The organism is Cloacibacillus porcorum (assembly GCF_001701045.1).
GTDB lineage: Bacteria > Synergistota > Synergistia > Synergistales > Synergistaceae > Cloacibacillus > Cloacibacillus porcorum.
Map to the genome: position 1 here is coordinate 521376 of NZ_CP016757.1, position 22810 is coordinate 544185.

General features: G+C 55.2%; 21 protein-coding genes. 9 read left to right on the forward strand and 12 right to left on the reverse strand.

What is annotated here, in order from left to right:
- The first annotated feature begins 409 nt into the window (after positions 1 to 409).
- Positions 410 to 853: a transposase gene (locus tag BED41_RS02355; RefSeq protein WP_066742616.1), complete on the forward strand. Its 444-nt coding sequence runs from the start codon at positions 410 to 412 to the stop codon at positions 851 to 853.
- Entirely contained in the window at positions 850 to 1719 is an 870-nt protein-coding gene (locus BED41_RS02360; protein WP_157102394.1) for an IS3 family transposase, read from the forward strand. Before BED41_RS02355 ends, BED41_RS02360 begins: the two co-directional genes overlap by 4 nt.
- Positions 1720 to 1962: 243 nt before the next feature.
- Here BED41_RS02360 and BED41_RS02365 read toward each other — a convergent pair whose 3' ends face one another.
- The gene (locus BED41_RS02365) at positions 1963 to 3654 is read right to left on the reverse strand and encodes an Ig-like domain-containing protein (protein ID WP_066742618.1); all 1692 of its coding nucleotides are present in this window, start codon (positions 3652 to 3654) and stop codon (positions 1963 to 1965) included.
- A 368-nt stretch (positions 3655 to 4022) separates the two neighbouring features.
- Between BED41_RS02365 and glmS the strand changes: the two genes are divergently transcribed.
- The 4 genes from glmS to BED41_RS02385 all read left to right on the forward strand — a co-directional run bounded on the left by glmS (position 4023) and on the right by BED41_RS02385 (position 7881).
- Complete coding sequence (gene glmS, locus BED41_RS02370; RefSeq protein ID WP_066742620.1) at positions 4023 to 5849, forward strand: glutamine--fructose-6-phosphate transaminase (isomerizing); 1827 nt, start codon at positions 4023 to 4025, stop codon at positions 5847 to 5849.
- A 64-nt stretch (positions 5850 to 5913) separates the two neighbouring features.
- Positions 5914 to 6243, forward strand: a complete 330-nt coding sequence (locus tag BED41_RS02375) for a hypothetical protein (protein WP_066742622.1) — start codon at positions 5914 to 5916, stop codon at positions 6241 to 6243.
- Positions 6240 to 6503 carry a GIY-YIG nuclease family protein gene (locus tag BED41_RS02380; protein WP_066742624.1) on the forward strand — a complete coding sequence of 88 codons (264 nt, stop codon included), beginning with the start codon at positions 6240 to 6242 and terminating at the stop codon, positions 6501 to 6503. Before BED41_RS02375 ends, BED41_RS02380 begins: the two co-directional genes overlap by 4 nt.
- A gap of 91 nt (positions 6504 to 6594) precedes the next feature.
- Positions 6595 to 7881, forward strand: a complete 1287-nt coding sequence (locus BED41_RS02385; protein WP_066742627.1) for an adenylosuccinate synthase — start codon at positions 6595 to 6597, stop codon at positions 7879 to 7881.
- Between the two features lie 86 nt (positions 7882 to 7967).
- Here the strand turns inward: BED41_RS02385 and BED41_RS16330 are convergent, their stop codons facing one another.
- The 11 genes from BED41_RS16330 to BED41_RS02435 form a co-directional block, all read right to left on the reverse strand.
- Positions 7968 to 8111: a hypothetical protein gene (locus tag BED41_RS16330; RefSeq protein ID WP_157102236.1), complete on the reverse strand. Its 144-nt coding sequence runs from the start codon at positions 8109 to 8111 to the stop codon at positions 7968 to 7970.
- Positions 8112 to 8286: 175 nt separating this feature from the next.
- Entirely contained in the window at positions 8287 to 8955 is a 669-nt protein-coding gene (locus BED41_RS02390; RefSeq protein ID WP_066742631.1) for a LuxR C-terminal-related transcriptional regulator, read from the reverse strand.
- 234 nt (positions 8956 to 9189) lie between these two features.
- The gene (locus BED41_RS02395) at positions 9190 to 10689 is read right to left on the reverse strand and encodes a sodium-dependent transporter (RefSeq protein ID WP_066742634.1); all 1500 of its coding nucleotides are present in this window, start codon (positions 10687 to 10689) and stop codon (positions 9190 to 9192) included.
- 406 nt (positions 10690 to 11095) lie between these two features.
- The gene (locus BED41_RS02400) at positions 11096 to 12244 is read right to left on the reverse strand and encodes an NAD(P)/FAD-dependent oxidoreductase (RefSeq protein ID WP_066742651.1); all 1149 of its coding nucleotides are present in this window, start codon (positions 12242 to 12244) and stop codon (positions 11096 to 11098) included.
- Positions 12245 to 12256: 12 nt separating this feature from the next.
- Complete coding sequence (locus BED41_RS02405; RefSeq protein ID WP_066742653.1) at positions 12257 to 12526, reverse strand: (2Fe-2S)-binding protein; 270 nt, start codon at positions 12524 to 12526, stop codon at positions 12257 to 12259.
- Position 12527: 1 nt separating this feature from the next.
- Positions 12528 to 13043, reverse strand: a complete 516-nt coding sequence (locus BED41_RS02410) for a 4Fe-4S dicluster domain-containing protein (protein ID WP_066742655.1) — start codon at positions 13041 to 13043, stop codon at positions 12528 to 12530.
- A gap of 3 nt (positions 13044 to 13046) precedes the next feature.
- Positions 13047 to 14147, reverse strand: a complete 1101-nt coding sequence (locus BED41_RS02415) for an NAD(P)/FAD-dependent oxidoreductase (protein ID WP_066742657.1) — start codon at positions 14145 to 14147, stop codon at positions 13047 to 13049.
- Between the two features lie 15 nt (positions 14148 to 14162).
- Positions 14163 to 14483, reverse strand: coding sequence for a (2Fe-2S)-binding protein (locus BED41_RS02420; RefSeq protein ID WP_066742659.1), 321 nt, complete (start codon positions 14481 to 14483; stop codon positions 14163 to 14165).
- 265 nt (positions 14484 to 14748) lie between these two features.
- Positions 14749 to 15462 (reverse strand): helix-turn-helix transcriptional regulator, encoded by a 714-nt coding sequence (locus BED41_RS02425; RefSeq protein ID WP_066742662.1) that lies wholly within the window; start codon positions 15460 to 15462, stop codon positions 14749 to 14751.
- 331 nt (positions 15463 to 15793) lie between these two features.
- On the reverse strand, positions 15794 to 16957 hold the full coding sequence (locus BED41_RS02430) for an aminotransferase-like domain-containing protein (protein ID WP_066742665.1): 1164 nt from the start codon (positions 16955 to 16957) through the stop codon (positions 15794 to 15796).
- 116 nt (positions 16958 to 17073) lie between these two features.
- Complete coding sequence (locus BED41_RS02435) at positions 17074 to 18213, reverse strand: aminotransferase class I/II-fold pyridoxal phosphate-dependent enzyme (RefSeq protein ID WP_066742668.1); 1140 nt, start codon at positions 18211 to 18213, stop codon at positions 17074 to 17076.
- A 353-nt stretch (positions 18214 to 18566) separates the two neighbouring features.
- Between BED41_RS02435 and BED41_RS02440 the strand changes: the two genes are divergently transcribed.
- From BED41_RS02440 to hypD, 3 genes are all read left to right on the forward strand, one after another.
- Entirely contained in the window at positions 18567 to 19283 is a 717-nt protein-coding gene (locus tag BED41_RS02440; protein WP_066742671.1) for a GntR family transcriptional regulator, read from the forward strand.
- The gene (locus tag BED41_RS02445; RefSeq protein ID WP_066742674.1) at positions 19276 to 20181 is read left to right on the forward strand and encodes a glycyl-radical enzyme activating protein; all 906 of its coding nucleotides are present in this window, start codon (positions 19276 to 19278) and stop codon (positions 20179 to 20181) included. The genes BED41_RS02440 and BED41_RS02445 overlap by 8 nt, the downstream gene beginning before the upstream one ends.
- Positions 20182 to 20275: 94 nt before the next feature.
- Complete coding sequence (gene hypD, locus BED41_RS02450) at positions 20276 to 22636, forward strand: trans-4-hydroxy-L-proline dehydratase (RefSeq protein ID WP_066742677.1); 2361 nt, start codon at positions 20276 to 20278, stop codon at positions 22634 to 22636.
- Positions 22637 to 22810 lie beyond the last annotated feature (174 nt).

Sequence of the window (22810 nt, forward strand, 5' to 3'; positions counted from 1 at the left end):
GCGGAGGCCGGAGCGACAGAACAGGGGCAAACGGTGGGATAGATTCAAAGTGCTGAACGATAAATTACGATTTACCTTCGAGAGAGGAAAAGAGATAAATTGCGATTTATCATTTCCCTTATCGAAGGTAAGTAACGGTTTAGCTTTTGACTTGCCCTTTTGCCTCCCTCTCTGAGGGAGGTGTCGGCCGCCTGTTTTTGGCGGCTGACGGAAGGAGTGTTGCTCTGTTTGGCGCGGAAACCGCGCCAAACAGAGCCCGCGGCAAAAGCCGTGGGAGAACCTAAGGTCAACTCTCCCTCACCCCGCTTCGCGGGGAGCTCCCTCGGATGAACAGCATCCCGAAAATCGGACAGCCAAATAAAGCCCCTGGATTATAATAAAACTAAATACATATAAAGGGGGATCTTCTATGCGTAAACGTAAAACGGAAGAAAGAATAAGAGCAATTGAGATGCACAAACAGGGAATTCCACGAAGGCGGATTGCTGAAGAACTTGGTGTTAGTCCTGATTCTATTAAAACATGGATATCTTTATATAAGAGCGGACAGAAGGACTTACTGGATGATACAAGGAAAAAAAGAACCTACAGCAAGGCTGTAAAACTTGAAGCTGTTTCGGCTCATTTAGAAGAGGGACGTACTATGGTAGATGTTACCTCATCTTTTAACATTTCAAGTCCCTCTCTTTTAAGACGATGGTGTAAGGAATTTATCGAACAAGGGGATATTTCTAGTTCAAAACGTGACTGTCCAGATAAGAAATTGGAAGTTACAAATAGCATAGAAAAGATCAAAGAGCTGGAAATGCAGGTCGACGTATTAAAAAAAGCCTTAGAGCTGCAAAGGTGGTGATAGAAAGAAATATTAAATACAGAATCATTTTTGAATTTTCAACAAAACATTCTGTCTGTGGAATGTGTAGATTTTTGTCCGTATCACGCTCTGCATACTACAGTTGGCTAAAGCGGCGTGGAATGGAAGATAAAGACGGTCCTCTCATAGAAGCAATAAGAACGGGACAGGATATCAACAAAAACACTTATGGGTACAGGCGAATGACTCTGTGGCTCAACAACTTCATTGGCATTCATGTAAACAATAAGAGGGTAAGGCGTGTTATGAAAAAAGCAGGACTTCAAGCGGAAATAAGAAAAAAGAAAAAGTTTAAAGTGATGTCAGGAAATATCCACAGCTATGAGAATATCCTGAACAGAGAATTTCGTTCCGACAGACCAAACCAGAAACTGGTTACTGATATCACATATATACGAACAAAAAAGGGTAATATATTCCTCTCCATGATAAAAGATCTCTTTGATAATTCCATACAGGGATATCAAATCAGTCGTAATAATAATATTAAGTTAGTAACCGATACATTGAAGAAAGCATTTGAAAACAATAATAAGGTGGTCGCTGATGGACCAATCCTCCACAGCGACCAGGGGTTTCAATATACAAGCCATGCATATTTCAACCTGACACAAAGATACGGACTCAAGGTCTCGATGTCAAGGAAAGGAAATTGTTTGGATAATGCCTGTGCAGAAAACTTCTTTAGTCACATTAAATCAGAACTCGTCAACCGAGTAAAATGGGAGAACTACGAGGAGGCTAAAGATGCTATAGACGAATATATAAGGTATTATAATAACGACAGGATACAGATAAAATTGAAAAAGGCTCCGATGCAATATCGAAGTCTCTTTATTGAATAAATTTTTGATACCCTTGGGAGCTTTTATAGCGCTGTGCGGTTTTCGGGACTCTGTTCAGGAGAGGGCGCCAAAATCTTTGGTAAATCGTTATTTACCTATTTTCCTATCCGAAGGAAATCGGCGTTTAGAAGTGCGAGTTGCTAAATGAAATGGGGGTTCCAATACCGGAACCGTATCTTCATACGGTGAGGATTCGGAGACCCCATTTTATGACGCAAATCGTGCTTATAAACGCCGATTGATTTAGCGTTTCTTTCTTCTTAGCCAGAGAGGTATCAGCGCCAGCATGGGAAGCGCGCCCAGCCCCGCGGCGCAGCCGTGGCCGGAGCCGCCTGTTTTTTTGTGGGCGACGGTCACCGTGCATGCGGCGCTCACGCCGCCAGCCTTTGCGGTGACGACCGTCGTGCCGACCGACAGCGCCGTCACCTTGCCATTCTCGTCCACCGCGGCGACCGCCGGGTCGGCGCTCGTCCAGACGACCGCTTTATCTGTTGCGTTGTCCGGCTTTACCGTCGCGGTGAGCTTTTTACTCTCCCCTATATTCAGCGTCAGCTCTGTGAAGTCGAGGCTGACTCCGGCGACGGGAACTTTGCCGACGGCGGCGGTGAAGCAGAGCGGGCCTGTAGCGCAGCCTGCGGAGAGCGGCTTGAGGTTGTTTTTGTCGCTGAAATCGGTGGCCCGAAGGTCGATGTCGAAGCTCACCGCCGTAGTACCCTGTTTCTTGCCGGAGACGGTACAGGGCCAGCCGCGGGAGATATCGGCGATGTCCGGCGAGGCTATGAAGATATCGCCGCTGACGGAGAGATAGCCCGCCATATCGTCCGCCGTGCCCGGATAGGAGATGAGGGCGGGAGCGGAGCCGCCAACCTCTACGGAGAGCGTCCGCTTCGCAGGCAGGACGGTGGTGACGACCTTTTCCATCACCGCCGCGTCGAGGGAGACGACGTCGGCGCTGACGGCGATGCCGCCGCCGATTGCCTCAAGATTGCCGGAGGCGAGCCAGCAGCTGTTGGTTATCGTGCCGGTGCCGTTGTTGCGTCCCGCGATACCACCCGCGTAGTTGTTGTTGTGGCCGCCGGAGACTGATACATTGCCGCCGCTGTGGGCACAGTTGGTTATCGTGCCGTTGTAGTTGTGTCCCGCGATGCCGCCCGCGTAGTTGTAGGAGCTGCTGGAGGCCGAGACGTCGCCGCCGCTGTGGGTGTTGTTGGTTATCGTGCCGCCGTAGTTTTGTCCCACGATACCACCAGCGTAATTGATAAAGGAGCCACCGGAGGCCGATACGTCACCGCTGTCGCTGTGTGTGTTGTTGGTTATCGTTCCGTTGTTGTTGTATCCCGCGATGCCGCCCGCGTAGTTGTAGGAGCCGTCGGAGGCCGAGACCGTGCCGCCACTGTGGGCGCAGTTGGTTATCGTTCCGTTGTTGTATCCCGCGATGCCGCCCGCGTCGTTTTCGTTGGAGCCGCCGGAGGCCGAGACCCCGCCGCCGTTGTTGGCGCAGTCCGTTATCGTGCCGTTGTTAAGTCCCGCGATACCGCCCGCGTAGATATAGGTTGTATTGTCGCTGATGTCATAGCTGACGCCGCCGCTGACGGTGAGACCGCGGATATCGGCGCTTTGCCCCACAAGGCCGAAGAATCCCGCGGCGAGGATGCCGCTGTCGTCCATGCTCACCACGTCGGTGACGGTATAGCCGCCCACCGTGAAGCCGCCGCCGTCGAAGCTGCCGGCGTAGCCGTTGTCTTTTGCATTACCAGATATGTATCGACCGATCGGGGTCCAGTGCGAGGGGCTGCCGCCCTCCGAGATGTCGATGTCCTTTGTGAGTTTCGCGTCGATATCAGCGCTGACGTTGTTGACGGTATCACGGAACCAGAGGAGATGGCCCGGTTCGGAGAGCAGATAGACGCCCTGGTCGTCCGAGGCCGGTTCCACAGGGGCTATCGCCGCCCGCGCGGCGGAGGGCGCTGTGAGCGCCGTGAAGAGGAGCAGTAGTAAAAAGGCCGCTATCTGTAACTTGCAGTTAGTATTGCGGGGGGGGCAACCATAGTTTCTTTTGTGCCCGTGCTGACGGCTGTCTCGTGCATTATTTTGGCCTCCTAGATGGATTGGTTCGTTTTATTATACAGTAATAATACTGAAAAATATTTTCTCGTCAAAATATTTCCGCGCAGGTTATGTGAGGATAGGGCGCGGGATCAGCGCGGTTATATTTTATTTTTATCCGCCATTATTCCAATATTTACTGTGAAAATATTGTAAAATAGATAGTGCTTAGCAGTTGGCGAAAGGATGATGGATAAATGTGCGGAATCATGGGCTACATCGGAGACAGAGATACGACGAAGGTAATACTCGAGGGTCTCGCGAAGCATGAATACCGCGGCTATGATTCGGCGGGCATAGCCGTTATCAAGGATAATAAAATATCGGAGCTCCGCACGATCGGCAGGGTCTCCGCGCTTGCGGAGAGGGTCGCGAAGGAACATTTCACGGGCGATTTCGGCATCGGCCACACCCGCTGGGCGACCCACGGCGGCGTGACGGAGAACAACGCCCATCCCCATGTCTCAAGCGATAACCGCGTGGTGCTGGTGCATAACGGCATTATCGAGAACGCGCGCGAGATACGCGCCGACCTTGAGGCGCACGGGATAAAGTTCCACACGGAGACGGATACGGAATCCGCCGTGCAGTACCTCGGCTATGTCTACGCCGGTGACCCGAAGGCGGCGATCGTAAAGCTGACGAAGCGCATCCGCGGCGCCTTCGCGCTTGTCATCATGTTCTATGACAAGCCGAACGAGATCTGGGTGGCCCGCAAGGGCTCGCCGCTGGTCGTGGGCCACGCGGAGAACGAGGGCTTCTGCGCCTCCGACCCCACGGCGCTGCTGGAGTATACGCGCGACGTCTGGTTTATGGACGACGACGAGATGGCGCAGATAACGAAAGAGGGCTGCAAGTTCTTTGACTTCAACGGCGCGGAACATCCGAAGGAGTCGATGCACCTTGATTGGGACGCGGCGATGACGAACCGCGGCGCTTATCCGCACTTCATGCTCAAGGAGATCCACGAGCAGCCCGAGGTTGTGGCGCATACGCTGCTGGGGCGCGTGGCGGGCGAGAGCGTCGACCTCAGCAAGGAGCTTGGCTGGACGAAGGAGGACGCCGCGAAGTGGCGTAAGATCCACTTTATCGCCTGCGGCACCTCGCATTACGCGACGGTCGTCGCGGCGCATATCATGGAGACGCTCGGCAATTTTGAGATACGCACCGAGGTGGCCTCGGAGTACAGGTACCGGAATATCCCGATCGACGAGGAGACGCTGGCGGTGTTCGTCTCTCAGTCGGGAGAGACGGCGGACACGCTGCACGCGGCGCGTCTCGCGAAGGAGCGCGGCGCGAAGTGCCTGGTGATAACGAATGTACGCGGCTCGACGATCCACCGCGAGGTGGGAGAGGCGCTGATCACCCCCGCCGGTCCGGAGATCGGCGTTGCGGCGACGAAGACCTTCACCGCGCAGATGACGGTGCTGACGCTGCTCGGCCTCTATCTCGCGAAGCTGCGCGGCGATCTGAAGCCAGATACGGAGAGGCGGCTCACCGCGGCGCTGATGGATATTCCCGGCAAGCTTGCGACGATGCTTTCCAAGGAGAAGGAGATCGAGGCGCTGGCCCGAGATTTCGCCGACGCGCGCGGCTTCTTCTTCATCGGACGCGGCCTCGCCTATCCGCCCGCGCTTGAGGGCGCGCTGAAGCTGAAGGAGATATCCTATCTCCACGCGGAGGCCTATCCCGCGGGCGAGATGAAGCACGGGCCGATCGCGCTGCTGGACAAGGAGCTGCCGGTGGTCGCCCTTGTCCCGAAGAACGCCCTCTGGGAGAAGACCATCTCCAACATTGAGGAATCGATGGCGCGCAAGTCCCCGATCATCGCGATCGCCACCGAGGGCGACGGGGAGATCGGGCACTATACGAAGCACGTCATCTTTACGCCCGAGACGGAGCCGGAGCTCTTCCCCTTCATCGCGATCATCCCGCTCCAGCTCTTCGCCTACTATATCGCGCGGCAGCGCGGCTGCGACATCGATATGCCGCGAAACCTCGCAAAGAGCGTCACCGTCGAGTAGATAAACGAAAGAATCAGAAGACAGGCGGAGCTCTTCCGCCTGTTCTTCTTTTTGCGGGGCGATAATGATGATAGATAAAAAAGTTGTGATCCTTATGATTCTCACCGCCGTGCTGTTCGCAGGCGTTCCCTTTGTCACGGGGGCCCTCTTCGGCGAGAGCGGCGTTCCGCTGCTTGGGCAGGCGCGGGATTATATCTCCGCGGGAAGCGGCGCGGAGTTCGCGGCGCATTTCTCCGCCTTCACCGGCCTGTCTTACTGGCTGCTATCCGGCTGCTGCGATTTCTTTTATGAGTTTGACGAAGAGGGGCTCTGGGATTTCCTCTACTACCTCTTCCATGACGGGCCAGGCCGTTACCGGTTCGAGAGAGACGTCCCCGGCACCTTCTCGATATGAGCGCCTATACCTATATCCTGCGCTGCGCCGACGGCACCCTCTATACCGGCTGGACTAACGACCTGGAGAGGCGGCTGAAGGCCCACAACGCGGGGAAGGGGGCTAAGTACACGCGCCCGCGCCTGCCCGTTGAGCTCTTTTATTATGAGAGCTTTGAGACGAAGGAGGAGGCTATGTCGCGCGAGGCTTCGATAAAGAAGATGACGCGGCGCGCGAAGATACTCCTGAAAGTACGCAAAATTTCCGATAAAACCTCTTGATAATCTCAACATCAGGGGATACAATAACGAGGTTTTTGAAAAGAATGTTAAGAAGTAAAACTATTGGCAATCTGTTAAAGAGGTGTTTTCAATGAAAGGTCGCACAGATATCGTTCTGGGAGTACAGTGGGGAGACGAGGGCAAGGGCCGCGTGGTCGACGTGCTCGCCGCGAAGGCGGGGGTCATCGTCCGCTATCAGGGCGGCGCGAACGCGGGCCACACCGTCGTCGTCGACAATGAGAAGTATGTATTCCACCTTCTGCCCTCCGGCATACTCTATCCCGGTAAGACCTGTGTGATAGGAAACGGCGTCGTGATGGACCCCGAGACGCTCTTTGAGGAGCTTGACGGTCTCGCGGCGCGCGGCAAGAAGCTGGCGCGTCTCGTCGTGAGCCACGGCACGCATATCGTCATGCCCTACCACAAGCTCATTGACAGGCTCGCCGAGGGGGAGCGCTGCGAGGGGACCAAGATCGGCACCACCGGACGCGGTATCGGCCCCTGCTATGCGGATAAGTATGAACGCATCGGCATCCGCGCCGAGGACCTGGTCAACCCCGAGATCCTGCGCGACAAGCTGTCCCGCACGCTCAAAATAAAGAACGACATTCTCACGAAGATATACGGCGCCGAGCCTCTCGACTTTGCGGAGATCTACGCGAAGGCCCTCAAGTGGGGCGAACGTCTCGCGCCGATGCTGGGAGAATCGTTCCTTGAGATAGACAGGGCCGCATGCGCGGGAGAGAATATTCTCTTTGAGGGCGCGCAGGCGACGCTGCTTGATGTCGACTACGGGACATATCCCTTCGTCACCAGCTCGAGCCCCTGCGCCGGTGGCGCCTGTACGGGCGCGGGCATCGGCCCCTCGCGCATCGACCGCGTGATCGGCGTCACCAAGGCCTACTGCACCCGCGTCGGAGAGGGCCCCTTCCCGACGGAGGAGCTCGGAGCGACCGGCGAACTGCTGCGCTCAAAGGGCGGCGAGTTCGGCGCGACGACGGGCCGCCCGCGCCGCTGCGGATGGTGCGACCTCGTGGCCGTGGATTACGCGGTGAAGGTGAACGGCCTCGACGGGATCGCCCTCACGAAGCTCGACGTCCTCGACGGCTTTGACGAGATAAAGATCTGCACCGCCTACGAAATAGACGGAAAGATACGCGGGCACTTCCCGAGCAGCTGCGCCGAACTCGCGAAGGCGAAGCCGGTCTATGAGACGCTGCCCGGCTGGAAGAGCGATATTTCGCGCTGCCGCCGCTTCGAGGAGCTGCCCAAGGAGGCGCGGGACTATGTGCGCTTCATTGAGGAGCGCGTAAAGACTCCGATCCTCCTCATCGGCGTCGGCGTCGGCCGCGAGGATACGATCGAGCGCGGGATATAGGACTCGCGGCGGCTAAGGATATAAGCGCAAAACAGGGCGCGGCCCCTCGCTGAGAGGGGCCGCGCCGCGTTTTGCGGGGCCGCCGGCTATCTGTGCCCTGCCGGCCCTGCCGCCGTACGCTCCGTTTTTTCCGCCTTTTTAAGTTGTTCCGCCTTATATATTCGGAAGAGCGCCCAGCCGAAAAAACCGAATATCGTTCCGAGCCAGAGCGCCATGTTGACGTACCACATATCGGCATTTCTCCTTTATCTTATTGCTGGCTACAATATAACTCTTACGGCAAAGAAACATATCATAAAAATACAGAGGGCGGCCTCGTGGTTTATAACAAAAGCGGCCGCTATCGGATGCCAGGATATTGACCTCATTGACCTCGATAAGCATATTTGGAGATAGGAAGATGTGCTATTGTCGGTCTTCGAGGTTTATAAGGCCTTCACTGATGGCGAAACGCAGCAATTTATTCAGGTTTTCACAGCCAAGCTTGTGCATGAGATTGGCGCGGTGAGTATCCGCGGTGCTTCTGCTGATGCATAGTTCCTCGGCTATCTCCCTCATGCTTTTTGACTCCGATATCATGCGCAGCACCTGACGCTCACGCACGGAAAGTTCCTTCAAGTGCTCTGAAGCGGTCGGTACGCAGCGTTTTTTTATATATCCGTCCACCAGCAGCCTTATCACCTTTGAGTTTAGGTACATTCCTCCCGACAGTATCGTGTGCACGGCAAAAACGAGTTCTTCCGGTTCGACCGCCTTTGGCGTGCAGCCCTCGGCTCCGGCTGTTAAGACTTCAAGTACGAGACGCAGATTCAGCGACATTGAGAGGATCAGAATCTTGGTCTCCGGCTGCTCCTGCTTTATCTTTTGTATGACTGCGACATTGACCCCATCGGGGTGTTCCGTGACCGGATCGGCTATTATCATGGAAGGGTTTCGTGCGTAGACTGTATTTTCCAGCTCGCTTCCGTAGCGGACGCGTTCCAGTATCTCTATGTCCTTTACAGATGACAGTACAGAGGCGATGCCCTCAAGGAAAAATTTATTTTCATCAGCCAGTATAATTGAATGTTTCATGAAGACCGCCTCCCTCTTCTCTGTCTTCTATTTTAGCAGTAAATAAAAAAGTACGGGCCTTGGCAGGCTCCGTACCCATGAACATTTGTGGCAGGATGATCGTTTAGCATCGTTATCTCTTGCGAGATTCCGCCTTGATTGCCTTCATTACCGCCCAACCGAAACAACCGAAACCTACAGCGATACATAAAATCATATTGGCGACCCACATTTCAATACCTCCTCCATTCCTTTTTAATCAACCTTATTAGAATGTACGAGCTTATCTCTCATTTTATTGTTCAATAGGAACAAAACAAGGAAAAGGATTCCCCATTCGACGACCATCACGGCCGGAGTGTACATGTACTTTGTTACAGGCCAGAATTTATACCATTCGCCCGGGTACCATGTGATGGTCTGCCAGACCCACCATCCCCAGACCAGCGCGAAGATCACGGGGAAGAAGCGTATCATGCTCCACATCCACCTTATTTTGATGTCGGAGCAGGGGGCTATATCCTCCGTCCACAGCTTGTCTACGCCGTATTTTAGCGCGCCCAGTGAATAGCAGAGCCCGGATATGAGGAGGCCGACGCCCCAGACCATATCCTGATTTTCGAACACTCTGTTGTCCAATGCGGAAAAGGTTCCGACAAATATATAAAATACGACCCAGCAAAGGGTGGCTTTGGTGCGTGAAAATCCCATGTCGATCATATTTCGCGCTCCGGTCTCGAGCATGGCGATCACGGAGGAGAGCGCGGCGGAGAAGAGCGCTAGAAAGAAGAGCACCGCCATAAAAAATCCTCCGGGGGTGTGCACAAAAAGATTTGTCAGGTTGACAAAGGTGAGCCCGTTGGCTCCTGAGTTCATCACCGCTGCGGGGTCCGGAGCCAGCGCGAAGACGGCGGGGAGTACCACCATTCCGGCAAGCATGGCCGCCACCGTATCTCCAAACGCGACCGTAAAGGCGTTTAATTGGATATCCTCGTCTCTTGCCGAGTAGACAAAGTAGACGTGGAACATGCCCCAGCCGGCTCCGGTGGACCAAGCCGACTGTGTAAAGGCGGCCAGCCATATCTTTGGCTTCAGGAAATCCGCGGGGTTGACGTGGTACATATACTCCAAACCCTTCCATGCGTTTGGTATCATCAGGACGCGCACGACAAGCACCGCCAGCAGAATGAATATGGCAGGTATCATTATCTTATTGGCAATCTCGATACCATTCTGAATTCCCCGGAAAATTATCGCTCCGGCAATGATGACCGCCGCCGCAAACCATATCCAGGCCTCGTAGGCGGGAACCGCCATGGCGAAGTCGTTCCATGTCTTTGTGGTGAGCGCCACTCCCTGGCTTTGAACCTGAGACAAAAAACCGGTAAAGATGAGATAGAGGTACTTCATCACCCAGCCAAGCACGACCACATAATAAGAGCCCAGCATCATACAGACCATAAAGCAAAAGCCGCCTATCCAGGTCCACTTTCCGCCAAGCAGGACTTTGAAGGCTCCAGCGTTTGCCATGCGAGATTTTTTGCCGAATACAGATTCGGCGCAGATGAGCGGTACGGCCCAAATGAAGAGCGTTATAAAGACCATAAGAATGAACGCTCCTCCATCATTGCCGACAACTTCACGTGGGAACCGCCAAATGTTACCCGTCCCCACGGCCATCCCTAAGATAGTGCAGAGCAACCCCCAGCGGCTGGAGAATTGTTCTCCCGCCGCAGCGTTTTTTATTTCCGCCATAACTGCTCACTCCTCTCTCCGAAGTCTTTAAAGGGGAAAATGAGGTACTAAGGATATTTCCCCTAAGCCGTAGTTTTAAGACATACGTATATATGATTGACGGACATCGTTTAACTTTCTGAATATTAGGTTGAGTATATGCGCTGTCTGTTTGTTTGAAAATTAAGAAAAATATGATTTATATAGTTTAATTCACTATTGCAGAATAGCGACTGTCGTTAGTAAACTATCGATATTTTTGCACTTAAAAGTGTGAAAACATATAAAAACGGTAAGATCTGTCTTTGTCAGCTTCATTCGTCCTGTTATGGAGGGATATCGGTATCTCCGTTAAGAATAGGAGATAAAACAAAAACGGCCGCAGGGGGCGGCCGTTTTCATATAGGGGAAATGAGAGACAGAGATGTTAAACGACGTTCGGCTCGACGATCTTTTCGCCGCGCTCGAATCTTCTGTAGTCCATGATCGTGGGGTCGATGGGCGGCTTGTCTCCGTTGAGGAGAGCCGTCATAACCTGTCCCGCTACCGGCCCGAGCATGAATCCGTGGCCGGAGAAGCCCGTCGCGTGCCAGAAGTTCTTCACGTCGGTCTCGCCGAGTATCGGGGCGGCGTCAGGGGTCATGTCGTAGTAGCCGGCCCACTGGCGCACGACGCGGATGTTCTTCGCGCGCGGCAGCAGCTTGATGATGGTGCGCGCGATGCTTGCCACCGAGTGTACCGTCGAGGTGTATCCGAGAAGCGGTTCGTGCGCGGGGCTCTCACCGGCGATGATCGAGCCGTGGGGGCGCTGCTGGATGTAGTAGTTTCCGCTGAAGCTCATGAGCATCGGCGGGCATACGCCCGGGTCCACCGGCTCCGTGATGAGGATCTCGTGGCGCTCGGCCCAGTTCGGAAGCTTGATGCCGGCCATCGCCGCGATGTCCTGCGCCCAGGCGCCGGCGCAGTTGATGACGCTGCCGCACTCGATGGTGCCGTGGTTGGTCTCAACGGCCTTGATATTGCCGCCCTCGGTTTTGAGGCCGGTCACTTCGGTGAATTTGTAGAACTTCGCTCCGTGGCGCTTTGCCGCCTCCTGGAAGGCGAAGGTCGTGAGGAAGGGGTCGGCGTGGCCGTCCCTGCTGTAGTAGGTGAAGCCCAGCGCGTCGTCGACCGCTACGCCGGGGCAGATCTCCTGCGCGCGTTTGACGTCCGTGAAGGCCTCGGTCATGATGCCGAGGGAGTGCTGGAGCTCGACGTTCTTCTTGAACTGCTCCCATTCCTTCTCTTTGTAGGCGACGAGCAGGTATCCGCCCTGGTTGAGACCGGTGGGCAGTCCGAGTTCTTCGTCGAGCTGCTCGAAGGTGTCGAGGCAGGCGAGGGCCATGCGGCAGTTGAGCTCAAGGCCCCACTGCGCGCGGATACCGGCGCCGCAGCGGCCCGTGGAGCCGGAGCAGACGGTATTCTTTTCGAGCAGAACGACATTCTTTCTTCCTGATTTTGCAAGGTAATACGCGGTGGCGGTTCCTACGACGCCGCCGCCGATGATGACGACATCAGCTGTTTTCGGGAAATCCATCTTCTGCACCTCCTATTCGCAGTCCTCAGCAAGGAGGCTGAGCTTTATCGGCTTTACGGGGGGTCTCATCGTTCCTGGGGCGATCTCCGATACGGGTTTGCCGGTGGCTTTCGAGATCTCGCGCAGTATGATGTCGCGGCATCCGCGTCCCTGGCATGGTCCCATACCGACGCGGAGCTCTCTCTTGAGCTCGTCAAAGGTGTCGTAACCGCGCGCAATCCATTCGCGGATCTCGTCGATCTCTATCTCTTCACAGCGGCATATCACATTTACTTTCGCCATTTCAGCACACCACCTTTATCGCGCGTATTTGATCGGCCATCTCTTTCGGGATGACGACGCTGACCACGTAGGTGCGGTCTTTCGAGGGTTCGGTGACCGCTATGACTTCTCCATCCGCCACGGCCTCTCCTGTACGGTCGAGGCATTTGACGGTTTTGCCTTTTTCCGGCAGCGGCAGCATTTCATAGGGGAGTTTGATCACGGCTTTGTCCGCCGCGTAGGTCATGTCTATTACGAAGCAGGCCAGTCCGGGGCATCTGGAGACGCAGATTCCGCACCCAGTGCATTTGGCGTAGTCTATCTGCGGCACGTCGTTTATGTCTTCAAAGGGGAGGACGGCTCCCGTTGGGCAGCTGGTGTAGCAGGGGTTGCAGGGGATGCGTTTCGGGCATTCGATTACCACGTAGCCGCCTTTTTTGGTTTCCCACGCCTCCTGCGGCGGCAGTACCGCACCTTCGGTGTGTTCCACGAGGATTCCGCTGTTGAATAGTTTTTCTTTATCGCATGTGCAGCCCATTGTCTACGCCTCCCATCTTTCTACGAGGACCTGGCCTATTCCGGCGAGGATTTTTTCTCCCACTTCTCCGGCGCGGAGGTGGTGGAGTCTGGTCCAGTATTCTTCGAATTTTTTGTCTTCTACTTTGTGGCCGAGGGCTTTGGCCGCCGCGTGGCCCGCTATGCGCCCCTCTACCATGGCCGCCGAGGCCTCTTCTATGCCGGAGGCGTCTCCCGCAACCCAGATGTCAGGGTTGCTGGTGCGCATGGTTTTGTCTCTGAAGGGTACGTAGCCGCAGAGCTGCGGTACGAACTGCATTTTGCAGCCCGCCTGCCAGAAGAGTTCGGTGGTCGGCGTGAGGCCTACGGCCATGCAGATGATGTCGCAGTCTATTTTACGGGGCTCGCCTATGAGCTGGAATTTGTCGTCGAGTTCCTGGATGACTGCTCCCTCGAGGACTTTGTCGCCTATGGCCTCGACTATGGTGTGTCTCAGGAGGATGGGGATGCCGAGTCTTCTTATTTTCGCCGCGTGGACCCAGTAGCCGCCGATTTTAGGCATGGCTTCTACTACCGCCGCCACTTCGACTCCCGCCTGGGTGAGCTGGTAGCTGACTATGAGGCCGATGTTCCCCGCTCCCACCATGACGACTTTTTTGCCCGGCACGACTCCGTAGACGTTCATGAGGGTCTGTACCGCTCCCGCTCCGTAGACTCCCGGAAGGTCGTTGTTGGGGAAGGGGATCATTCTCTCCTGCGCTCCCGTCGCCACGACCGCCTTTTTGGCTTTCACGCGGTAGTAGTTCTCTTCTCCCTCCATGACGGTGTAGACTCCGTCTTCGGGATAGCAGCCCGTCACGGTGGAGTTGCAGTTGATTTTTACTTTGTCTCCCAGCGACGATATTTCGTCGAGCAGGATGTCGGCTATCTTGTAGCCGCGCGTTCCCGCGTATTCGTCTCTGGAACCGAAGAATTTATGGGTCTGTTTGACGAGCTGGCCGCCGGGATGGAGGTCGCTCTCGATAACCGTGACGCTGGCTCCCGCAGTCGCCGCTTCCGCCGCCGCGCAGAGGCCCGCCGCTCCGCCGCCTATTACGAGGAGGTCCGTCTCATGTATTTTCTTCATCTCTTATACCCCTCCTTAACAGACTTCCAAAGGAACGCGGCCTTTGTCCCTCTGGGTCTCGACCTTCATGCCCGCCGTAAGCGGCGTGACGCAGGTGCGGACGTTGGGGACGCCGTCGACCACCATGAAGCAGGAGCTGCATTTGCCGATCGCGCAGAAGAAACCGCGCGTCCTCTTCATCTCCGGCGTGATGCGGTAGATGTGCACCCCGTTCGCGTGCAGCGCCATCGCTATCGGCTCCCCTTCGTATCCTTTGAGCTCGCGCCCGTCGAAGGTAAATGTCACTTCCCGACCGTGTTTGTAGTCCAGTATCGGGTGATTCTGTATCAGTTCCATGCCCTCTCTCCCTCCTTGGTCTTACGCCGGCCGGTGACGGCGCGGCGAATTGAATGCTGACAAACGTAAAGAAAAAATCGGTGAGTAGATTATAACATCAAAAAATTGTTTTGTATCAATTTTTTGATGTTAACATAGAATATTGTCATTCAATATTGAAATTTTGTCAAGATAAAATAAATATCTACACGCAAAAACATTGCTTTGTAGGCAAGGGTAGTATTATCGAAAAAATACTAAGCTTTTTTGCCATAATGGCTATGATTTACTGCTTTTTTTGTATATCTCTTATATATGCGTAGATGGTGAACTTTGTGTTGCCCATTTCAGCTGCCAGTGTGTCAACAGCGCCCTTGAGCAGGAAGAAGCCCTTGTCGTGAAGTTCCTTGATGACCTGCTTTTTTTCAGGTTTGGTGAGGTACTGCAGTGGTTTGCCGATTCGTCTTTTGGCCTGTGCGAGGGAATCTCCCATCACCTCTTCCAGGTCCTGCGCGAAGGACTCGCGCACCGGTTCGGGGAATTTTCCCGACTGGTCGGAGGGCGGGTCGAAGTTTTCAGGATATTGTTCAATCTTGCCCATGTCCACCTTGACGAGGCTTTCTATGAGCTCCTGCGCGGCGATGGCCTTTTTAAGGTCGTAGTTGATGCAGAGGAAGGCGATGGTTTTTTCGTTCTCGTCGCGGATGAAGATGCAGCTGCATTTGATAAGTTCGCCGCGGTTGTTCTTCGCGAGATAGTTGTAGATGCCGTCCTTGTTTTGGTACTCCTCGGATTGGAGCATGAAGAGGCCGAAGTCGGTCATCGGACCGCCCTCGCTCCGTCCCGTGACGTAACCGTTTTCGCAGAGGACGAGAGAGTGCTCCGGCATTGAGACGTCATGAAGGTTGACCTCGTAATCTTTGCCGAGTATCTTCGCCAGTCCGCGTACGACGGGGATGAGGATCTTTAATCTAGGGTTTATTTTTTGCGGGGCCGTCATCACAGTCACCTCCATGCTGTGGATTATTGTACACTAATTTGCGCGGCAAATAAACAAAAAATTGATATACCGGCAAAAAGATAACCGGAAGAGCGTAAAGCTCCTCCGGCTGTTCTCTCTGTCGTATTGGAATTTGTTTAGAGGACTTCCGCCAGCCGTTTGATACCCTCGCGGATGGTCTCAGGCGTAGAGTTAGTGTAGTTGAGCCTGAAGGTATTGACGTTCGTCTTGCCCGCGTACGGCCAGCGAACCAAAACGCCGTTCCTGCGTTTTGTGTGAGTCGGCTGGTCTCATCATGCAGGAACGGACGGTGGTGTGGTGGTTGTCTTGCCTATAGAACTTCAGCCAGCCGTTTGATACCCTCGCGGATGGTCTCAGGCGTAGAGTTAGTGTAGTTGAGCCTGAAGGTGTTCACATTTGTCTTGCCCGCATAAAATGGGTCTCCGGGGACGAAGGCGACCTTCTTTTCCATTGCCTTATGGAAGAGGTCGAGCGCCGACTGTCCCTCGGGGAGCGTCACCCAGATGAACATGCCGCCCTCCGGCTCGGTGTATTTCACATGGGCGGGGAAGTATTCCTTCATCGCCGCGAGCATCGCCTCGGCCTGTCCTTTATAGAGGGCGATGATCTTGTCCACATGCTTCTGGTATTCGTTGTGCGCGAGGTAATCGGCGATCATGTACTGCGAGAAGATGTTGGTGTGAAGGTCGCTTGACTGCTTGGCCGTCACAAGATGGTTCATGAGCTCCTTATCCTGCGTGATGATGAAGCCGAGGCGCATGCCGGGCGTGACGGTTTTGGAGAAGGTCCCGAGCAGCACGCTGTGAGGCAGCTTGCCGGCGCCGATGTAGGGGAGTTTTTCTCCCTTGAAGCGCAGCTCGCCGTAGGGGTCGTCCTCGACGAGCACCGTGTCATATCTGTCGAAGAGTGCGCAGACGGCCTCGCGGCGCTCCTTTGAATAGGTGAGCCCCGTGGGGTTCTGGAAGTTGGGCACTACGTAGGCGAACTTCACACGTTCTTTCTTGAGAGCCTCTTCGAGCTTCTTGAGGTCTAGGCCGTCGTCTTCCAGCGTGACCGGCAAAAATTCCGGCTCGAACATGCAGAAGGCCTGGATGGCTCCGAGGTATCCAGGTTCTTCGATGATGACGCGGTCGCCTTTATTGAGCAGCGTCTTCGCGATGAGGTCCAGAGCCTGCTGTGAACCAGTCGTGATGAGGACGTCTTCGGGCGTGATATTCAGACCGAAATTTTTGTTGTATTTGTCCGCCACAAACTGGCGCAGCGGCAGATGTCCCTCCGTGGTCGAATATTGAAAAACTTTGCCGCCCTCATTGTCGATGATACGGCAGGCGGACTCCTTTAACGCCTCTTCCGGGAAGGATATCGGGTTCGGAAGGCCGCCGGCGAAAGAGATTACGGACGGGTCCTGCGTCACCTTCAGTATGTCCCGGATGAACGAGGAGGGGGTCGATAAAATTCTGTCTGAATAGCGCATGGTGTGATCACTCCTTGGTAAAGATCTTTGCTTACTTTTCTAACGCAAACCGCCGGCTGCCGTGTTGCCTGCCGTCAGCCGGCGGGATATGCCTCTGTTTTGATGAAAGATGTGCCCTAGTTGGCGGCTTCGGCCCGTTTTGCCTGGATCTCGTCGGCGATGTCCGAGAATACGGCGAGCGCCTTGCTGAAGTCGAGGCGGCCAAGCCCGACGCGGAAGTGGTTGGTGTCGAGGCCGAAAGCGCGCTCTCCGATTATGAGCAGCTTTTTCTCAGTCATGGCACGCTCGCACATCTCCGTCACGTCATAGGGCGGCAGCAGGCGCGGGAAGGCTGTCGAACCGCCGTTGGGCTGTATCCACTGGAAGAGGTCCCGGTGTTTCTTGAAGAAGGCTTCGGCCATGCCGAGGTTCTCAAGGACTATCTTGTGGTTGCGCTGGAGCAGGTCGGGGGCGTTTCTCATCGCGATCGTCGCGAGTATTTCGCCGGGGGCGTTGTTGCAGTATGTCGTGTAGTCCTTATATCCGGCGCACTCTTCGATGAGCTGGCGGTTCTTGGAGGCGAGCCAGCCCATACGCGTACCGGGCAGCCCGTACTTGTTGAGGCCGCCGATGACCGTCGCGCGCGGATAGATGTCAGCGAGGGAGGGGAGCGCCGCCGCGGGATCGTGTTCCATGCCGCGGTAGGTCTCTTCGTTGAAGACCCAGGTTCCCATGCGGTCCGCGAGGTTGAGTATCCTGTCGAGCTCCGTGCGCACGGGGATGTATCCGGTCGGGTTGTTGGGGATGTTCATTATAAGCAGCTTTGTCTTCGGCGAGATGTTCTCGGCGAGGAAGTTCACATCGAGGCGCCAGCCCCAGCTTGTGACCTCCAGCGGCCACTTTATCACCTTGCAGCCGAGCGTGCGTGGCAGCTCGTAGAGCGAGGGAAGCGTCGGGTGCATGACGATCACTTCGTCGCCCGGCTCCAGCATGTTGTTCATGAAGATGAAGATACCCTCTTCGGGGGTGAGCTCCAGGATGTCGGAGGGGCGGAGAGAGGTGTAGCGTTTGGAGATCGCCTCACGCAGGGGAGCGAAGCCCGCCGGTCTCGTGTATCCCAGGCTCAGATTGTCCCAGAGTTTCTTGCATTCCGGGTCGGCCATATCCAATATTTCTTTCATTGAGCAGCTTTCGCAGGAAGACTGGCTCAACGTATATTTTGCCTGTTCCGCATACCGGGCGAATAGTCTTTCGAGCTTGAATGCTTTAATTCTCATTAAAGTTTCCCCTTTCGTCTATAGTTCTCGGTGGAGTTTTGCAAACCTTAACGTACCCATTCTTAATTTATACAGTATAACCTTTTTTTAAAAAGCTGTAATCCCTTCTGCCAATTATTATTCAGCAAATCTTATCTTGATTTATAATATAATAATGCGGTTCTTTAAATGGCTGAAAAGTTTAGGAGAATAATTAGAAAAATATCACGAAAAATAGGAGTGTGCAGAGGAAAAAACCTTGTTATTACGGAATTAATCGGATGTTTGGTAAATAGAGCCTGAAATGTTTTTAAAAATATATTGCAATCTGATATATCTGTGCTACAATTAGCCTAAGGGGAGGAGAATATCCAATGACGTGCGAATCGCAATTTACTTTAAAGTCGCTCAGAGAACAGGTTTACGATTATCTCCGCATTCAGATGAATGAGGGAAAGATTCGTGCGGGCGCTTTTCTGAACCTCAACGACATCAGCAGGGAGCTGGGCATGAGCCGGACGCCGCTGCGCGACGCGCTCTTCCAGCTTGAATCCGAAGGATTTATCACCATATTCCCGCGGCGCGGAGTCGTAGTAAACGCGCTGACCCTTGAAAAGATACGCAACATCTATGAAATACTGGGAGCCCTTGAGTCCGCGGTGATCGTCCTCGTGGCGGTCCGCTTCCGCGACAGCGACGCCGACCTGATGGAGAGATACAACCAGCAGATGGGCAAGGCGCTTGACCAGAACAATTTTTCCGTCTTTTACGACGCGAACCTTAAGTTCCACAACGTGTACCTTGAAATGTCGGACAACGCCGAGATGCTCCATTCAATTAAGATACACAAGGAGCGCCTCTACGATTTTCCGCGCAACAAGACCTTTGTCAAGGAGTGGGAGCTTCACTCGCTTGAGGAACACAAAACGATGATCGAGATGCTGCGGAACCATGACTTCAACAGCGCCGCCGATTATATCCGCGATGTGCATTGGTCGTTCTCCGTGCAGGAACGCTTTATACGTAAATATTATTTTGCCAAGCATCTCGACCTTGACCTATCCGAGGAGGGGAACGGCACAGTTGAGTAAGACGGGAATCATCTTTGATATAAAGAGATATTCAATACACGACGGCCCCGGTACGCGTACGACGGTACATCTAAAGGGATGCCCGCTGGCCTGCTGGTGGTGCCATAATCCGGAGAGCCAGTCCGTGGCGCCGGTGGTGCTTTTCCGCGGTGAGAAGTGCATCGGCTGCGGCTCCTGCGTTAAGAGCTGCCACAACGGCGCGATCTCCGTGCGGGGCGGGACCCTCGTGACGGACGACGGCCTCTGCGACGGCTGCGGCAAATGCTGCGAGGTCTGTCCGCCCGAAGCGCGCGAGCTCTGCGGCAGACACTATACCGTCGACGAACTGATGACGCAGCTCCACAAGGACGAGATATTCTTCCGCGACGGAGGCGGCGTGACCTTCTCCGGAGGCGAGCCCTTCATGCAGCCGGAGTTCCTCTTTGAGGCGCTGGATGCCTGCGGCCGGGCCGGTTATCATCGGACGCTCGACACCTGCGGCTTCGTGAGCAAAAGCGTTATCACGGATTCGGTGAAGCGCGCGGATCTTTACCTCTACGACGTAAAGCATATGGACCCGGAGAAACATAAGGAATACACCGGCGTGGACAACGTAGTGATCCTTGAGAATCTGCGGGCGATATCGGAGGCCGGCGCGAAGATCAACATCCGCGTCCCCTTCATGCCGGGGCTCAACAGCGGCGACGAGAACATGCACGCCCTCGGCAGGTTCGTCCAGCCACTTAAAGGCATCACGGGCGTCAACATCCTGCCCTATCACACGGTGGCGAAGGGCAAGCACGATCGCTGGCACATGGAATATAAGCTCAGCGACCTGCTGCCGCCTACGGAGAACCAGACGCGCCACGCGGCCGGTATCCTCGAGGGGTACGGCCTAAAGGTACATATCGGAGGATAACCGCCAGCGGCGGTATAAGATAAAACGGCAATAAAAGGCTCCAGCGCTTAGAGAGACGAACTTATTTCATATTGACAACGGGAGGTAATAGATCATGAACGAAAGAATCCAGCGTCTGCGTGACGAAAGCTTTGACACCCACCCTTCAATCGACATCGAAAGGGCCCTGCTTGAGACCGAATTTTACCGCGAGAACGAGGGCAAGCTCCCAATGCCTGTGCTGCGCGCGGCGAACTTCAAGCACATCTGCGAAAACAAGACGATATATATCGGACCCGAAGAGCTCATCGTCGGAGAGCGCGGCCCCAAACCGAAGGCCGTTTCGACCTTCCCCGAACTGACCTGCCACTCAAGGCAGGACTTTGAGATCCTCACGACGCGCGCCCAGCAGAACTACACCGTGTCTCCCGAGGATATGGACACCTATGAGAAGGTCGTCGAGCCCTACTGGCGCGGCCGCTGCATGAGAGACCGCCTCTTCGAGCGTATGCCCGAGGACTGGACGCTGCTCTACGAGGCCGGCACCTTCACAGAGTTCGGCGAACAGCGCGCCCTTGGACATACCGCCCTTGACAACCTTATCTATCAGAAGGGCGCCCTCGACCTTAAAAAAGATATCGAAGCCTCCCGCGCGAAGCTGGACTTCATCAACGACCCCGAAGCCACCGCGAAAGACGAACAGCTCCAGGGTATGGCGATCTCCTGCGACGCGGTGATCATCTTCGCCGAGCGCCACGCGGAGCTTGCCGAAAAGATGGCGGCGGAGGAGAAGGACGAGAGACGCAGGGCCGAACTTCTTAAGATAGCCGAAGTCTGCCGTCACGTTCCCGCGCACGCCCCCAGCAACTTCTGGGAGGCGGTGCAGATGTACTGGTTCGTCCACCTCGGAACGATAACCGAGCTGAACGGCTGGGACGCCATGAGCCCCGGACATCTCGACCAGCACCTCGCCCCCTTCTACGCGAAGGGCATCGCCGACGGCTCTCTCACGCGCGACGAGGCGAAGGAGCTTCTCTCCTGCCTCTGGATCAAAGTCAACAACACCCCCGCGCCTCCGAAGGTCGGCGTCACGGCGAAGGAGAGCGGCACATATAACGATTTTACAAACATCAACCTCGCGGGACTCAAAAGAGACGGCTCCGACGGTTCCAGCGAAGTCACCTACATCTGCCTGGAGATATTTGACGAACTGCGCCTTCTCCAGCCGCAGGGCAACATTCAGGTCAGCGAGCGCACGCCGGACAACGTGCTGCGCGCCGCGGCCAGAGTATTCCGCAACGGCATGGGCTATCCCTCGATGTTCAACGCTGACATGGTCATTCAGGAGCAGATGCGCGTAGGCAAGACCCTTGAAGACGCGCGCGAAGGCGGCACCAGCGGCTGCATCGAGACCGGCTGCGCCGGTAAGGAGGCATATCTGCTTCACGGCTATCTCAACGTGCCGAAGCTCCTTGAATACGCCCTCTCCAACGGAGTCGACCTTCTCACCGGCAAACAGGTGAGCATCAAGACCGGCGAACTTTCGGAGTTCAAGACCTTCGACGACCTCTACGCGGCCTTTGAAAAGCAGATGGCCTACGCGATAGAGACCAAGATCGGCGTCGACAACTACCTCCGCTACCAGTACGCGACGAACATGGCGGCCACCTACCTCTCATGCGTCATCCGCGACTGCATCCAAAAGGGCAAGGACTACTACAACGGCGGCCCGCGCTACAACAGCGACTACATCCAGTGCTGCGGCATCGGCACCATCACCGACAGCCTCTCCGCGATCAAAAAGCACGTCTATGACGACGGCACCTACACGCTGCAGCAGGTGGTCGAGGCGATGAAGGCCAACTGGGAGGGACACGAGGAGATGCGTCTCACCCTCTGGAACAAGACGCCCTTCTTCGGCAACGACGACGACTATGCCGACGACCTGATGAAGAGGGTTTACAACAGCCTCTTCAACAACATCGACGGCAAGCACAGCATCCTCGGGCCGACCTACCACCTTAACATGCTCTCCACGACCTGCCACAACTACTTCGGTCAGAAGCTCGCGGCGACCCCCAACGGGCGCTTCAGCGGCATGCCCGAGTCCGACGGTACCTCGCCGAGCCACGGCGCTGACAGAAACGGGCCGACGGCGGTTGCCAAGTCCCTCGCGAAGATGGACCAGGTCAAATCAGGCGGAACGCTCCTCAACCAGCGCTTCCTGCCCTCCGTGCTCGCGGGAGAAGAGGGGATCGAGGGCGTCAAGAACCTCATCCGCTCCTACTTCAAGCTCGGCGGACACCACATCCAGTTCAACGTCGTCGACGAAGATACGCTGCGCGACGCGCAGACGAATCCCGACAAATACCGCGGCCTCCTGGTCCGCGTCGCCGGCTACAGCGACTACTTCGTAGATCTCGACAACTATCAGCAGGAAGAGATCATCGCGAGAAACGCGCAGGAGGGTTTCTAAGCCTGGCGGCACAGATAGTAACAATTAGAGCAATAAAATAGATACGCATAAATCCCGTGACGGCAGTTCACGGGATTTATGCGTGTAAAGAGATATAAATTACCGTGGGACGGCCGGAATTGAAAAAGACACAGTGGCGGGCGACGCTGCCGATGAAAAAAGCCGATGATTATA

Excerpts from the sequence above, each read along its gene's own strand:
- glmS (WP_066742620.1), top strand. The coding sequence starts at position 4,023 with ATGTGCGGAATCATGGGCTACATCGGAGACAGAGATACGACGAAGGTA.
- BED41_RS16330 (WP_157102236.1), bottom strand. The coding sequence starts at position 8,111 with ATGTGGTACGTCAACATGGCGCTCTGGCTCGGAACGATATTCGGTTTT.
- BED41_RS02415 (WP_066742657.1), bottom strand. The coding sequence starts at position 14,147 with ATGAAGAAAATACATGAGACGGACCTCCTCGTAATAGGCGGCGGAGCG.
- BED41_RS02430 (WP_066742665.1), bottom strand. The coding sequence starts at position 16,957 with ATGCGCTATTCAGACAGAATTTTATCGACCCCCTCCTCGTTCATCCGG.
- BED41_RS02380 (WP_066742624.1), top strand. The coding sequence starts at position 6,240 with ATGAGCGCCTATACCTATATCCTGCGCTGCGCCGACGGCACCCTCTAT.
- BED41_RS02420 (WP_066742659.1), bottom strand. The coding sequence starts at position 14,483 with ATGGAACTGATACAGAATCACCCGATACTGGACTACAAACACGGTCGG.
- BED41_RS02410 (WP_066742655.1), bottom strand. The coding sequence starts at position 13,043 with ATGGGCTGCACATGCGATAAAGAAAAACTATTCAACAGCGGAATCCTC.
- BED41_RS02435 (WP_066742668.1), bottom strand. The coding sequence starts at position 18,213 with ATGAGAATTAAAGCATTCAAGCTCGAAAGACTATTCGCCCGGTATGCG.
- BED41_RS02375 (WP_066742622.1), top strand. The coding sequence starts at position 5,914 with ATGATGATAGATAAAAAAGTTGTGATCCTTATGATTCTCACCGCCGTG.
- BED41_RS02400 (WP_066742651.1), bottom strand. The coding sequence starts at position 12,244 with ATGGATTTCCCGAAAACAGCTGATGTCGTCATCATCGGCGGCGGCGTC.
- hypD (WP_066742677.1), top strand. The coding sequence starts at position 20,276 with ATGAACGAAAGAATCCAGCGTCTGCGTGACGAAAGCTTTGACACCCAC.
- BED41_RS02440 (WP_066742671.1), top strand. The coding sequence starts at position 18,567 with ATGACGTGCGAATCGCAATTTACTTTAAAGTCGCTCAGAGAACAGGTT.
- BED41_RS02425 (WP_066742662.1), bottom strand. The coding sequence starts at position 15,462 with ATGACGGCCCCGCAAAAAATAAACCCTAGATTAAAGATCCTCATCCCC.
- BED41_RS02390 (WP_066742631.1), bottom strand. The coding sequence starts at position 8,955 with ATGAAACATTCAATTATACTGGCTGATGAAAATAAATTTTTCCTTGAG.
- BED41_RS02405 (WP_066742653.1), bottom strand. The coding sequence starts at position 12,526 with ATGGCGAAAGTAAATGTGATATGCCGCTGTGAAGAGATAGAGATCGAC.
- BED41_RS02355 (WP_066742616.1), top strand. The coding sequence starts at position 410 with ATGCGTAAACGTAAAACGGAAGAAAGAATAAGAGCAATTGAGATGCAC.
- BED41_RS02385 (WP_066742627.1), top strand. The coding sequence starts at position 6,595 with ATGAAAGGTCGCACAGATATCGTTCTGGGAGTACAGTGGGGAGACGAG.
- BED41_RS02395 (WP_066742634.1), bottom strand. The coding sequence starts at position 10,689 with ATGGCGGAAATAAAAAACGCTGCGGCGGGAGAACAATTCTCCAGCCGC.